Source organism: Brachybacterium sp. YJGR34, from assembly GCF_003347015.1.
Lineage (GTDB): Bacteria > Actinomycetota > Actinomycetes > Actinomycetales > Dermabacteraceae > Brachybacterium.
The window spans coordinates 1-11,856 of record NZ_PNFB01000020.1 but is presented as its reverse complement, the minus strand read 5'-3'; the positions used below and the strand labels follow the sequence as shown (position 1 = coordinate 11,856).

The following is an 11,856-nucleotide window of genomic DNA, read 5'->3' as shown; positions in this document are numbered from 1 at the left end:
ATCGACGTGCTGCGAGCGTGCGAGCGGTAGGAGATCAGTCGGGAAGGTGCGTGCTGATCGACGTGCTGCGAGCGTGCGAGCGGTCGGTGATCGGTCAGGAGGATGCGGACTGACCGGGCAGCGGGGCCCCGGCGTCGGGGATGCCGTCCGCCGCGCTCAGCGCTGCGTGCGAGAGCCACATCTCCGCGCCCGAGACGTGGACGGTCGCCCAGGCCCGGGCGAGGTCGCCCCGGCGCGAGCGGAGCGCATCGAGGATCGCCCGGTGCTCGTCGAGGGTCTTGGCCACCGCGCCGGCCTCGGTGAGACCACGCCACACCCGTCCTCGCGCGGTCGCATCGGCGATACCGTCCAGCAGCGAGGAGAGATAGGCGTTCCCGCAGGCCGCGTTGATGATCCGGTGGAAGGTGATGTCCGCGGCGACGAGGGTCTCCACGTCGGTGTCCTCGTCCAGCGGGGCCATGAGCGCCTCGAGCTCCGCCAGGGCGGCGGCGTCGAGATGCTCGCAGGCGGCCTCGACCGCGGCGGGCTCGAGCAGGCGCCGCACCGCGAACAGCTCCAGCACCGAGCTGTCGCGGCTGAGGTCCATGACGAAGCCCAGCGCCTCCAGCAGCACTCCGGGGGAGAGGGACGTGACGTACGTGCCGTCCCCCTGGCGCACGTCGAGGACCCTGATCAGCTCGAGCGCCTTGACCGCCTCGCGCAGCGAGTTGCGGGAGAGCCCGAGCCGCTCGGACAGCTCCTTCTCCGGGGGCAGGCGGTCGCCGGGACCGATCGAGCCGTCGACGATCATCTGCTTGATCGCGGAGATCGCCTTGTCGGTGACTGCCATGGATCCTCCTCGGAGCTGTGCTGGGCACATGGTACGTGGAGCGGGTGCGAGTCCGCGCTCGCAGCGCCGGCGCCCCGGCGGATGGCAGTCCCCGCGCGTTTCACGCCCGCGGCGAACAGGCGGGGAATCCTCGGTGAACCCGCGTACTCTCGTTCCAACACCACCACCGGACGGGGGAGGACCATGTTCGAACGCTTCACCGATCGCGCCCGCCGCGTCGTCGTCCTGGCACAGGACGAGGCTCGGCTGCTCAATCACAACTACATCGGCACCGAGCACATCCTGCTCGGGCTGATCCATGAGAACGAGGGAGTCGGCGCCAAGGCGCTCGAGGCTCTCGGCGTGACCCTCGACGCCGTGCGCGAGCAGGTCCGCGACATCATCGGGGAGGGCAACCAGACCCCCTCGGGTCACATCCCCTTCACGCCCCGCGCGAAGAAGGTCCTCGAGCTGAGCCTCCGCGAGGCGCTGCAGCTGGGCCACAACTACATCGGCACCGAGCACATCCTGCTGGGCCTGCTGCGCGAGGGCGAGGGCACCGCCGTCAAGGTGCTCTCCCGCCTCAAGGCCGAGCCGTCGGCCGTGCGTCAGGAGGTCATCGAGCGTCTCTCGGGCTACCAGGGCAAGGAGCCGGCCACCGCCGGCGGCCCCTCGGAGGGCCAGCCCTCCGGCTCGCTGGTGCTGGACCAGTTCGGCCGCAATCTCACCCAGGCCGCCCGCGAGGGCAAGCTCGACCCGGTCATCGGGCGCGAGAAGGAGGCCGAGCGGGTGATGCAGGTGCTCTCGCGCCGCACCAAGAACAACCCGGTGCTGATCGGTGAGCCCGGCGTCGGCAAGAGCGCCGTGGTCGAGGGCCTGGCCCAGGCCGTCGTCGCCGGCGACGTGCCCGAGACGCTGAAGGACAAGCAGCTCTACACCCTCGATCTCGGTTCGCTGGTCGCCGGCTCCCGGTACCGCGGCGACTTCGAGGAGCGCCTGAAGAAGGTCCTCAAGGAGATCCGCACCCGCGGCGACATCATCCTGTTCATCGACGAGATCCACACCCTCGTCGGGGCCGGTGCCGCCGAGGGCGCGATCGATGCCGCGAGCATCCTCAAGCCGATGCTGGCCCGCGGTGAGCTGCAGACCATCGGGGCGACCACCCTGGAGGAGTACCGCAAGCACATCGAGAAGGACGCCGCGCTCGAGCGCCGCTTCCAGCCGATCCAGGTCGACGAGCCCTCGGTGGCGCACACCGTGGAGATCCTCAAGGGTCTGCGCGACCGCTACGAGGCGCACCACCGGGTGACCATCACCGACGCCGCCCTCGTCGCCGCGTCGAACCTCGCCGACCGGTACGTCAACGACCGCTTCCTGCCGGACAAGGCCATCGATCTGATCGACGAGGCCGGCGCCCGCCTGCGGATCCGCCGTCTCACCGCGCCGCCCGAGCTCAAGGAGTTCGACGCCCGCATCGAGACCACGCGCACGAAGAAGGAGGAGGCGATCGACGGGCAGGACTTCGAGCTCGCCGCCTCCCTGCGCGACGAGGAGCAGCAGCTCAAGGCCGAGCGGGACGAGAAGGAGAAGGCCTGGCGCCACGGCGAGTCCGATGCCGTGACCACCGTCTCCGAGGAGGTCATCGCCGAGGTGCTCGCCGCCTCGACCGGCATCCCGATCGTCAAGCTCACCGAGGAGGAGTCCTCGCGTCTGCTCCACATGGAGGACGAGCTGCACAAGCGGGTCATCGGCCAGGACGAGGCCATCAAGGCCATCTCCCGGGCGATCCGCCGCACCCGTGCGGGCCTGAAGGATCCCAAGCGCCCCGGCGGCTCCTTCATCTTCGCCGGCCCCACCGGCGTGGGCAAGACCGAGCTGGCCAAGGCGCTCGCGGAGTTCCTGTTCGGCGACGAGGATTCGCTCATCCAGCTGGACATGTCCGAGTTCGGCGAGAAGCACACCGCCTCGCGCCTGTTCGGCTCGCCCCCCGGGTACGTCGGCTACGACGAGGGTGGCCAGCTCACCGAGAAGGTGCGCCGGAAGCCGTTCTCCGTGGTGCTGTTCGACGAGGTGGAGAAGGCCCATGTGGACATCTTCAACTCGCTGCTGCAGATCCTCGAGGACGGTCGCCTGACCGATTCCCAGGGCCGCGTGGTGGACTTCAAGAACACCGTGATCATCATGACCACGAACCTCGGCACCCGGGACATCGCCAAGGGCGTGTCCATGGGCTTCAGCGCCGGCGGCGATCTGAACACCGACTACGACCGCATGAAGTCGAAGGTCCACGAAGAGCTCAAGCAGCACTTCAAGCCGGAGTTCCTCAACCGTGTCGACGACGTGGTGGTGTTCCCGCAGCTGTCCCGCGAGGAGATCATCCGGATCGTCGATCTCGAGGTCGCCAAGCTCGCCAAGCGCCTGCACGACAAGGACATGACCATCGAGCTGTCCCCGGCGGCGGAGACCCTGCTGGCGGAGAAGGGCTACGACCCCGTGCTCGGTGCCCGCCCGCTGCGCCGCACCATCCAGCGGGACATCGAGGACGCCCTGTCGGAGAAGATCCTCTTCGGCCAGATCGAGGTGGGCGACCAGATCGTGGTCGGCGCCGAGGGCGACGGCCCGCTGGGCGTGCTGACCTTCGCCCGCCGCGGCGCGGACGGCGTGCTCCAGCCGATCTCCGACATCGTGGACGTCGAGTCGATGACCCAGGCCCGTGCGGAGGACGCCACCCACGCCGACGGCGCGGGCCTGCCCTCCACGGACAGCGCAGGGGCCAACGCCTCCTGAGCACGGTGCCGGTCCCGTCCGCGGGACCGGCACCTCCCGTCCGCGGCACGGCGCGCGCCGTGCCGCGGACCTCCCGGGGCCCGGTGACAACGGGGCCCGGACTCATGCCCCGACGCTCCCGGACCTCCCGGGACAGCACCTCGGGGACCCGGACGGGAAGGACGCATGGGCGACGTCATCGACTGGCTGCTCGGGCTGTCAGGGCTGATCGAGACCTGGGTCCTCCATGTCGCCGACGCCTGGTGGATCTACTTCGTCGTGTACGCGTGCGCGATGCTCGACGGATTCTTCCCGACGGTGCCCAGCGAATCCGTCATCGTCACGCTCTCTTCCCTGTGGTCCTCCTCGGGCCGCCCGTACATCGTCCTGATCGGCCTGGCCGCCTGGATCGGTGCCTGGACCGGTGACAACCTCGGCTACCTGCTGGGCAGCAAGATCGGCTGGGAACGCTTCCGGTTCCTGCGCGAGGGCAAGGGGCGCGCCGCCGTCGACGCCGCGGAGCGCGGCCTGGAGAAGCGCGCCCTGATCTTCCTCATGACCGCGCGCTACATCCCCTTCGGCCGCACCGCCGTCAATCTGGTCGCCGGCGCCGTGCACTACCCGCACAAGAACTTCTGGCCGCGCTCGCTGCTGTCCACCTTCGTCTGGGCCGTGTACTCCTGCGCCATCGGCGCGGTGGCGGGAGCCTGGTTCGAGGACAACCACCTGCTGGCCATCACCGTCGCCCTCATCGCGGCGGTGGTCATGGCACTGGTGGTGGAACGGCTGATCGCGATGGTGCACCGCGTGCTGGACCGCCGGGCCGAGGCGCAGGAGGCCGCGGTCGCGGGAAGTGCGGAGACCGGCGCCGAGGACGACGAGGAGCCCGGCGAGAGCACGCTCGACCGCGAGGCCGACGAGGAGGCCACCCCGTGAGCATCACCCTCCGACCCGCCCTTCCGGCCGACGTGCGCGCCATCGACGCGCTGGTGTCGCCGATGACGCATACCGGCATCCTGCTCGGCAAGGACCTCGTGGCGTACTTCGAGGCGGTCCAGGAGTTCCTCGTGGCCGTCGACGAGCAGGGCACCGTGGTGGGTTGCGGGGCCCTGCACGTCATGTGGGAGGACCTCGCCGAGGTCCGCACCCTCGCCGTCCATGAGAGCCAGCGCGGCACGGGACTGGGGCACCGGATGCTGGAGGCCCTGCTGGAGCGGGCCCGCCGGCTGGGTCTGTCGCGGGTCTTCTGCCTCACCTTCGAGGTCGAGTTCTTCTCCCGCCACGGCTTCGAGGTGATGAGCGAGGAGGTGGACCCCGAGGTGTACAGCCAGCTGCTGCGCTCCGCGGACGAGGGGATCGCCGAGTTCCTGGACCTCGCGCGGGTGAAGCCCAACACGCTCGGCAACACCCGCATGATCACCCACCTCGACTAGGGCGTCAGGGAAGGCGGAGACCGTCCTCGGCCCGGACCGCGAGGCCGTCGGCCACCAGGGACCGCGCGCAGCGGGTCACCCGCGCTGGATCCTCCGCGTCCTCGGCGAGCAGCTGCGCCTGCGAGGCGGCGCCGTGCGTGCGCAGCAGGGCCATGATCCGCCCGCGCATCTGGCGGTCGGTGCCCTCGAAGGCCTGGGTCCGCCGTCCGTCCTCCTGCGGAGCGGGCCGTCCGGCGGCGACCCAGGCGCAGCCGACCTCCCGCAGCGGGCACTGCTCGCAGCGCGGAGCGCGCGCCGTGCACACCAGGGCGCCGAGCTCCATCACCGACTGGTTCCAGGCCACCGAGCGCCCGCGGTCGCGCGGCAGGCTGCGGGTGGCGAGGGCGCGCTCCGCGGCGCTGTAGGAGCGGTCCGGCAGGGCGCGCCCGCTCACGGAGCGCGCGAGCACGCGGCGGATGTTGGTGTCCACCACGACGGCGCGGTCGTGGTGAGCGAAGGCGGTGACCGCGGCGGCGGTGTACTCGCCGATCCCGGGCAGGGTGCGCAGGGCCTCCTCGCCGTGGGGGACGCGGCCGCCGTGCTCGCGCACGATCGCCCGCGCGCACTCCTGGAGACGCAGGGCGCGGCGGGGGTAGCCCAGACGGTCCCACTGGCGCAGCACCTCGGCGGTCGTCGCATCGGCGAGGTCGGCCGGCGCGGGCCAGCGGGCCATCCACTCCTGCCAGCGCGGCAGCACCCGGGCCACGGGGGTCTGCTGCAGCATCACCTCGGAGACCAGGATCGCCCAGGCCGTGGTGTCCTCATGCCGCCAGGGGAGGTCGCGCCCGGAGGCGGCGAACCAGGCGATGACGGCGTCGATCCCGTCCTCGGGCATCGCCGCGGGGGGAGCGGCTCCGCCGGGGTCGGTTCCGGGGGCGGAGCCGCTCGGCCCGCTCACGCCCGCGGCGCGGAGTCGTTGTCGCGGGCCACGAGCGCGTCGCGGATCTCGGTGAGCAGGGCGATGTCCTCCGAGACCTCGTCCTCCTCGGGGCCGAGGCCCCGACGCCTGCGGTCCGCGGCCCGTGCCGTGGAGACGGGGACCACGAAGACGAAGTACACGACGGCGGCGGTGATGAGGAAGGCGATGACCGCAGAGAGGAGGGCGCCGACGTCCACGGTGGTGGACTCGTTGGTGATCGTGAAGGCCAGGCCGTCGACGTTCTGGCCGCCGAAGACGTTGATGATCGGCTGGATCACGTTGTCGACGAGGGCGGTGATCAGCGCGGTGAACGCACTGCCGATGACGACGCCGACCGCGAGGTCGATGACGTTGCCCTGCATGAGGAAGTCCTTGAAGCCCTTCATGGGGATCCTTACAGAGGAGGAGGGGGACGGCCGAGGCCGAGTACGAGCAGGACTGTAGCGGCTCTTCGCTGTCGAGGGTGCAGTCCGGTCGGCGCGTCGTCAGTCGCCGACGCTGCCGTCGATCATCTCGCGCAGGATGTCCGCGTGGCCCGCATGCCGGCCGGTCTCCAGGATCACGTGCAGGTACGCCCACCGCAACGTCGGCTCCCCGCCCCGCGGTGCGTCATCGAGGCTGTGCTGGGCGGCGATCTCGCGGGAGCGGTCGCACTCCGCCTGGTAGGCGCCGATGATGTCGTCGAGCTTCTCGTTCGGCTCCAGGTGCAGGTCGGCCTCCGGGTCTGCGTCGGTCCACGGCGGCGTGGGCAGCTCCGCGGCGGGGATCTGCCCGATCTGCTCGGCGAACGCGCCCAGTTCCACCCACCGCAGGTGCTTGATCAGGCCGCCGAGGGTGGTGCCGGTCGGCACCGGGCTGCGCCGGGCGTCCTCCTCCGACACCCCGCGGGCCTTGCGCACGACGGCGTCGCGCAGGTAATCCAGGAACGTCTCGAGCTGCTCGCGCTCGCTGGCGGCGACCACACTGCCGAGGATCTCACCGGGTCTGGACATGGACCGAACGTAGCACGCGGGCCGACCCTCGCACCCGGGGGTGTTTGGGCTCCGACGGCCCCACCGAAGCGATCAACGGCCGCCTCGAACACCTCCGCGGCCCGGCCCTCGGCTTCCGCAACCTGACGCACTGCGTCGCCAGATCACTGCTCGAGACCGGCGGCTTCGGACCCCCACTTCACCCTCGATGGTGAAGAGCCACCTCAGTCGATGATCGAGACCGTCGTCGTGCCTCCCGCGAGCGCGTGCGCCAGCTCTCGCGAGTCCTCGCGATCCACCGCGACCAGAAGCTGCACGGCCCCGCTGCCGGGCCCCGCGTCCGCGCCGGGCCCGCCGAGGGAGACCTGCGGCGTGCTCGCCGCGGATGCGGCCGGTGCGAGCACCTGGGCGACGAGGCTCCCGGTGCTGCCGGTGGCGAGGTCCGTGGTGAGCAGCTCGATCCTGCTGCCCGGTCCCAGGTGCGTCGCGAGGGCCGCGGGGGCCGGGACGAGCATGAGCACGGATCCCTCGGGGACGGCCGAGGGGCTGTGCTCCCGCAGCATGCCGGGGAGCAGGGGCGTGCCGGCGCGGAGGGGCAGCGCCGTGGTGCTCCCCGCGACGGCGTCCGCTGTGCTCGCCGTGCCCTCGGGCATCAGCTCCTCGGCGATCTCCACCGCGCGCAGGTGCTCGGGGGTCAGGACGGTGCCCGCTGGGAGGTCCGTCGCCGCGACCAGCACCGTGGTGCCCTGCGTCGAGGGCGGGAGGTACATCGGCAGGAGGGCGGCGGCGGTCGCCGCGAGGACGAGCACCGCGAGGGTGCGGCGCCGTCGGCGCAGGGCGCGACGCCAGGCAGGGAGCTGAGCGCGAAGACGGGAGAGCATGCCCGTCACGCTAGGACCGGCACCGTGTCCGCGCGCCCCGGCCCCACCTCGCGGTGGAGGACCGGGCGCTGGGGAGGAACGGTCGCGGCGCCGGGCGGCGACCTACGGCAGGATGCTCAGGAGGCGGCGGCGGGGGCCGCGGCGGGCTGGGAGCCCCCGGTGCCCGAGCTCGCCGTGCTGCTCGACGACTCAGTAGAGCTGCTCGAAGACGTGGAGGAGCTGCTCGAGGCGTCCGAGGAGCTGCTCGAGGAGGCGGCCGAGGAGCCGGTGCTCGCGGAGTCGGTGGAGTAGAAGCCCGGCCCCTTGAAGACGATGCCCACGGAGTCGAACACCTTCCGCAGGGCGTCCTGCGTGCACTCGGGGCAGGTCAGCAGCGAGTCATCGCTGAAGCTCTGGTACTGCTCGAAACGGTACCCGCAGCTCTTGCAGGCATAGACGTACGTGGGCACGCTGGTTCCTCCGGAGGATCGATGAGCACGGCCGCGCCGGACGCGGCCCGCAGCATTCTACGGCCGCGGAGCCCTCACCGGCGCGCGGACGTGACCAGTGAGACGAGGGCATCGGCGGTCAGCACGGCCGGGACCGGGACGTCGAGCGCCCCGCGCGGCAGCGCACCGGCCGCGAGCAGCTCCGAGGGGTGGACCACGGCGACCACCGCGGTGGAGCTCGGGACCATGGACAGCGCCCGGTCGTAGTAGCCGCCCCCGTGTCCGATCCGGGTGCCCGAGCGATCGACCGCCACGGCCGGCGCGAGCACGAGATCGGCCCGGGCCGGCGCCTCCGGTCCCAGACGTCGCCCGTCCGGCTCCCGGCCGAACCCGCGTCCGGGCGAGGGGAGGAAGGCGGAGTTTCCGTCCCAGGTGATCCAGTGCAGTGCACGGCCCTCGGCCGCGGCCGGGAACATCAGCTGCGCGCCGGCGGCGGCGAGACGCACCGCCAGGGGCATCACGTCGACTTCGAGAGGGGTGGGATGGAAGGCGGCCACCAGGGGCGGGGCCGCGGGCCGCTCCGCCACCACGCGCTCGATCCTCTCCACCAGCAGCGCGCCGTGCGCGACGAGGCGCTGCGCCTCCTCGGCGCGGCGGGCCGCCCCGGCCTCGCCCGCGTAGTCCCGCTCGCGCCGGGCGCGCAGGTCCCGACGCAGCTGCTGCTTGCGGGACCGCATCGTCTCGGTGTCCATGCCCCCAGGTTCCCACGGCCGCCCCGGCGGCGGTCGGCGCGGGCACGCCGTTCGGGCGGCGCCGACGGTCCGCTTACGATGGCGCGATGGTTCACGTGTGGCCGCTGGCCCTGCATGACGCGGAGGTCACCCTGCGGCCTCTGCGTCGTCGCGACCGCGGGGAGTTCGAGCGCCTGCGGCAGCGCAACGCGGGCTGGCTGCGCCCGTGGGACGCGACCGACCCCGAGGGCGGGGGAGTGCCGCTCCCCTTCCGCACCCTGCGCCGCTGGAACGAGTCCCAGGCCCGCCTGGGAGCGTCCCTGCCCCTGGTGATCTGTGTGGACGGCCGGCTGGCGGGCCAGATCACGGCCGGCCCGCTGCAGTACGGGGCGCTGCGCTCGGCCGTGCTCGGGTACTGGATCGACCGGGGACGGGCGGGCCGGGGAGTGGTGCCGCGCGCGGCGGCGCTGGTCATCGATCACCTGTTCGCGGAGCTCGGCATGCACCGCGTGGAGGTCACGGTGCGACCGGAGAACGCGGCGAGCCTGCGGGTGGTCCAGAAGCTGCACCTGCGCTCGGAGGGGATGCGTCGCGCGGCGATCCACGTCGACGGCGCCTGGCGCGATCACCTGGTGTTCGCCCTCACCGCCGAGGAGGTCACCACCGGCGATGACGGGCGTGGTGTGCTCCGGAGACTCCACCGGGAGTTTCCTTCCGACACGCCCAGGACGTGACCAGGGAAATCACATCGGTGTCACTACTGTGGCCCCGTGGAGTCGATCAATCTCGGAGCCGTCCTGTTCGGTGTCCTGCTGCTGCTGTGGGTGACGTACGCCCTGCCCCGCACGGCCGGCCGGCGCGACGAGATGGGACGTGCCCGCGCCGCGGACAGCGCCGAGATGACCCCGCAGGCGCGGGATCTCTCCGCGGCCGTCCACGCCCGCCGCCCGTCCTCCGAGGGGAAGCCGCCCATGTCCCAGGACCGCCTGATCCTGCGTCCCGCCGATCCCACCAGCCGCCCCCGCTTCGAGGCCGTCCCGGGAACGCGCATCGACCAGCTCGAGGAGCGCGGCCGCTCCCGCCGGCTGCTGACGATCGTGCTCGGAGCTCTGCTGGCCAGCACCGCGGTGCTGATCGGTCTCGCCCTGGCCCAGCTCATCGCCTGGTGGACTCCGCTGATCGCGCTGGCCGGGGTGGGAGCCTTCCTCGTCGGCCTGCGCCGCGCCGAGCTCGAGCGCCGCGCCCGCGCCACCCGCGCCGCGACCCGCGCCCGTCGGGAGCTCGCCGAGGCGGAGACCGCTCGCCGCCGGGCCGCCGCCGAGGAGGCCGATGCCGGTGACGCGGCTCCCGCCGTGGAGGAGACCGCGCAGCGCGCACCGCTCGAGGACACCTACGTGCGCGCCGCTCAGCAGGTGAGCCGTCCGGGGGAGTGGACCCCGCGTCCCGTCCCGCGTCCCACCTACGCGCTGCGCGGGGAGGTCGAGGACCTGGCATCCCGGCATGCCGCCCACCGCGAGAGCATGCGCGCGACCTCCGTCCCGTTCGAGAGCGACCGCGTCGAGGAGCTCGAGGCCGTCGACGAGTCCTACGCGCCCGCGCAGGACCTGCAGCTCGACGAGATCCTCGCGCGGCGCCGAGCCTGACCCGGAGGGGCGGGGCGGACCGTCCGCACCGCGGGCCATCGCTCCGCGCTGACCAGGGCCGACTATCCTGGCAGGGATGAACACCTCCGCGCCCTCCGTCCCTGTTCCCTCCGCCGCGCGCCTGCTGGAGATCGCGACTTCCGCCGCGCACGCCGCCGCCGAGTACCTGCGCTCCCTGGACCGCGACCACCTCGCGCGTGAATACAAGACCTCCAGCCACGACATCGTCACCGAGCACGACCGGGCCAGCGAGGAGATCATCGTCGCCGAGCTGCGCCGCCGGCTGCCCTCCGCCCGCATCGTCGGCGAGGAGGGCGGCGTGCGCGCCGCCGAGGGCCCCGCCGCGGAGTCCGACGGGCCGGTCGTCAGCTTCTACGTCGATCCCATCGACGGCACCAGCAACTTCGCCGCCGGCCTGCCGCTGTTCTGCGTCTCGATCGGCGTGAGCGTGGACGACGAGCTGGTGGCCGGCGTCATCGACGCCCCGATCCTGGGGCAGGTCTTCGCCGCGGCGGACGGAGCCGCCACCCTCAACGGGCGCCCGCTCGCCCCGCGCGCCACCCGCCCCGCGGCCGACGCCCTCGTGGTCTCCGGCTTCCCCGGCCACACGATCGGCCGCGAGTTCCCGGAGTTCGCCGGGCGCGCCGCCGTGGAGCTGGGCGAGGGCGTCTCCTCCGTGCGGCACCTGGGCACCGCCGCTCTCGAGCTCGCCTACGTGGCCGCCGGGTGGGCCGATGCCACGGCGCTGGGGCGGATCAACTCCTGGGACGTGGCCGCCGGCTTCCACATCCTGCGCCGGGCGGGAGGCTCGATCCGCACCTGGCCCGGGACGGGCGACGCACAGCGCCCGGATCACCTCCAGCCCGCCTACGTGGCCTGCACCGGCCCGGAGCGGCTGGAGATCCTCGACGCCCTGCAGGACGAGCTCCAGGCGCTGCGGGTCCCCGCGGTGTGACCTTCCTCAAGGCCGTTCGCTCGGTGCGGCAGCACGGCCCGGCCGATGCTAGAGTTGTCCAGGTCGCCACGGCGACATGGGGCTATGGCGCAGTTGGTAGCGCGTCTCGTTCGCAATGAGAAGGTCGGGGGTTCGAATCCCCCTAGCTCCACCGTTGTGAAGTCTCGGGACATCGTTCGCAGATGTCTCGGGACATGGTTCACGAAGAAGGGCCCCGGTTTTCACCGGGGCCCTTCTTCTTTGGCTGGTAGCCGCGGGTGGTGTCGATGGTGAACTCGGCGA

At 72.3% G+C, this 11,856-nt stretch carries 13 protein-coding genes, 1 tRNA gene and 1 pseudogene; 8 read left to right on the top strand and 7 right to left on the bottom strand.

Going from position 1 to position 11,856, the window contains the following annotated elements; genetic code table 11:
* Nucleotides 1-94: 94 nt before the first annotated feature.
* Nucleotides 95-829 carry a FadR/GntR family transcriptional regulator gene (locus tag CXH06_RS14770; RefSeq protein ID WP_198684087.1) on the bottom strand — a complete coding sequence of 245 codons (735 nt, stop codon included), beginning with the start codon at nucleotides 827-829 and terminating at the stop codon, nucleotides 95-97.
* 183 nt (nucleotides 830-1,012) lie between these two features.
* On the opposite strand from CXH06_RS14770, the gene CXH06_RS14765 reads away from it, so the two are divergent.
* The 3 genes from CXH06_RS14765 (at nucleotide 1,013) to CXH06_RS14755 (ending at nucleotide 5,007) form a co-directional block, all read left to right on the top strand.
* Nucleotides 1,013-3,595 carry an ATP-dependent Clp protease ATP-binding subunit gene (locus CXH06_RS14765; protein WP_114855964.1) on the top strand — a complete coding sequence of 861 codons (2,583 nt, stop codon included), beginning with the start codon at nucleotides 1,013-1,015 and terminating at the stop codon, nucleotides 3,593-3,595.
* A 165-nt stretch (nucleotides 3,596-3,760) separates the two neighbouring features.
* Nucleotides 3,761-4,510, top strand: a complete 750-nt coding sequence (locus tag CXH06_RS14760) for a DedA family protein (RefSeq protein ID WP_114855963.1) — start codon at nucleotides 3,761-3,763, stop codon at nucleotides 4,508-4,510.
* A complete protein-coding gene (locus CXH06_RS14755) occupies nucleotides 4,507-5,007 on the top strand; it encodes an amino-acid N-acetyltransferase (protein WP_114855962.1) in 501 nt (166 codons plus the stop codon). Before CXH06_RS14760 ends, CXH06_RS14755 begins: the two co-directional genes overlap by 4 nt.
* A 4-nt stretch (nucleotides 5,008-5,011) precedes the next feature.
* Here CXH06_RS14755 and CXH06_RS14750 read toward each other — a convergent pair whose 3' ends face one another.
* The 3 genes from CXH06_RS14750 to CXH06_RS14740 all read right to left on the bottom strand — a co-directional run bounded on the left by CXH06_RS14750 (nucleotide 5,012) and on the right by CXH06_RS14740 (nucleotide 6,957).
* A complete protein-coding gene (locus CXH06_RS14750; protein WP_114855961.1) occupies nucleotides 5,012-5,881 on the bottom strand; it encodes an A/G-specific adenine glycosylase in 870 nt (289 codons plus the stop codon).
* 59 nt (nucleotides 5,882-5,940) lie between these two features.
* A complete protein-coding gene (gene mscL, locus CXH06_RS14745) occupies nucleotides 5,941-6,351 on the bottom strand; it encodes a large conductance mechanosensitive channel protein MscL (protein ID WP_114855960.1) in 411 nt (136 codons plus the stop codon).
* Between the two features lie 99 nt (nucleotides 6,352-6,450).
* A complete protein-coding gene (locus tag CXH06_RS14740) occupies nucleotides 6,451-6,957 on the bottom strand; it encodes a DinB family protein (RefSeq protein WP_114855959.1) in 507 nt (168 codons plus the stop codon).
* A gap of 50 nt (nucleotides 6,958-7,007) precedes the next feature.
* On the opposite strand from CXH06_RS14740, the pseudogene CXH06_RS14735 reads away from it, so the two are divergent.
* Nucleotides 7,008-7,151, top strand: a pseudogene (locus CXH06_RS14735) (ISL3 family transposase); the annotation flags it as partial.
* Nucleotides 7,152-7,160: 9 nt separating this feature from the next.
* On the opposite strand, the gene CXH06_RS14730 reads toward CXH06_RS14735, so the two are convergent.
* The 3 genes from CXH06_RS14730 to CXH06_RS14720 all read right to left on the bottom strand — a co-directional run bounded on the left by CXH06_RS14730 (nucleotide 7,161) and on the right by CXH06_RS14720 (nucleotide 8,997).
* Nucleotides 7,161-7,817 carry an SAF domain-containing protein gene (locus CXH06_RS14730; protein ID WP_114855958.1) on the bottom strand — a complete coding sequence of 219 codons (657 nt, stop codon included), beginning with the start codon at nucleotides 7,815-7,817 and terminating at the stop codon, nucleotides 7,161-7,163.
* Between the two features lie 116 nt (nucleotides 7,818-7,933).
* Nucleotides 7,934-8,266, bottom strand: coding sequence for an FmdB family zinc ribbon protein (locus CXH06_RS14725; RefSeq protein ID WP_114855957.1), 333 nt, complete (start codon nucleotides 8,264-8,266; stop codon nucleotides 7,934-7,936).
* Between the two features lie 74 nt (nucleotides 8,267-8,340).
* Entirely contained in the window at nucleotides 8,341-8,997 is a 657-nt protein-coding gene (locus CXH06_RS14720) for a 5-formyltetrahydrofolate cyclo-ligase (RefSeq protein ID WP_114855956.1), read from the bottom strand.
* Nucleotides 8,998-9,083: 86 nt separating this feature from the next.
* On the opposite strand from CXH06_RS14720, the gene CXH06_RS14715 reads away from it, so the two are divergent.
* From CXH06_RS14715 to CXH06_RS14700, 4 genes are all read left to right on the top strand, one after another.
* Entirely contained in the window at nucleotides 9,084-9,710 is a 627-nt protein-coding gene (locus CXH06_RS14715; protein ID WP_114855955.1) for a GNAT family N-acetyltransferase, read from the top strand.
* 36 nt (nucleotides 9,711-9,746) lie between these two features.
* Nucleotides 9,747-10,619, top strand: coding sequence for a hypothetical protein (locus tag CXH06_RS14710; protein WP_114855954.1), 873 nt, complete (start codon nucleotides 9,747-9,749; stop codon nucleotides 10,617-10,619).
* 76 nt (nucleotides 10,620-10,695) lie between these two features.
* Nucleotides 10,696-11,574, top strand: a complete 879-nt coding sequence (locus tag CXH06_RS14705; RefSeq protein ID WP_114855953.1) for an inositol monophosphatase — start codon at nucleotides 10,696-10,698, stop codon at nucleotides 11,572-11,574.
* Between the two features lie 78 nt (nucleotides 11,575-11,652).
* A tRNA-Ala gene (locus CXH06_RS14700) sits at nucleotides 11,653-11,725 on the top strand.
* The last annotated feature ends 131 nt before the right edge of the window (nucleotides 11,726-11,856 follow it).

Excerpts from the sequence above, each read along its gene's own strand:
- CXH06_RS14770 (WP_198684087.1), bottom strand. The coding sequence starts at position 829 with ATGGCAGTCACCGACAAGGCGATCTCCGCGATCAAGCAGATGATCGTC.
- CXH06_RS14765 (WP_114855964.1), top strand. The coding sequence starts at position 1,013 with ATGTTCGAACGCTTCACCGATCGCGCCCGCCGCGTCGTCGTCCTGGCA.
- CXH06_RS14760 (WP_114855963.1), top strand. The coding sequence starts at position 3,761 with ATGGGCGACGTCATCGACTGGCTGCTCGGGCTGTCAGGGCTGATCGAG.
- CXH06_RS14750 (WP_114855961.1), bottom strand. The coding sequence starts at position 5,881 with ATGCCCGAGGACGGGATCGACGCCGTCATCGCCTGGTTCGCCGCCTCC.
- mscL (WP_114855960.1), bottom strand. The coding sequence starts at position 6,351 with ATGAAGGGCTTCAAGGACTTCCTCATGCAGGGCAACGTCATCGACCTC.
- CXH06_RS14740 (WP_114855959.1), bottom strand. The coding sequence starts at position 6,957 with ATGTCCAGACCCGGTGAGATCCTCGGCAGTGTGGTCGCCGCCAGCGAG.
- CXH06_RS14730 (WP_114855958.1), bottom strand. The coding sequence starts at position 7,817 with ATGCTCTCCCGTCTTCGCGCTCAGCTCCCTGCCTGGCGTCGCGCCCTG.
- CXH06_RS14720 (WP_114855956.1), bottom strand. The coding sequence starts at position 8,997 with ATGGACACCGAGACGATGCGGTCCCGCAAGCAGCAGCTGCGTCGGGAC.
- CXH06_RS14715 (WP_114855955.1), top strand. The coding sequence starts at position 9,084 with ATGGTTCACGTGTGGCCGCTGGCCCTGCATGACGCGGAGGTCACCCTG.
- CXH06_RS14705 (WP_114855953.1), top strand. The coding sequence starts at position 10,696 with ATGAACACCTCCGCGCCCTCCGTCCCTGTTCCCTCCGCCGCGCGCCTG.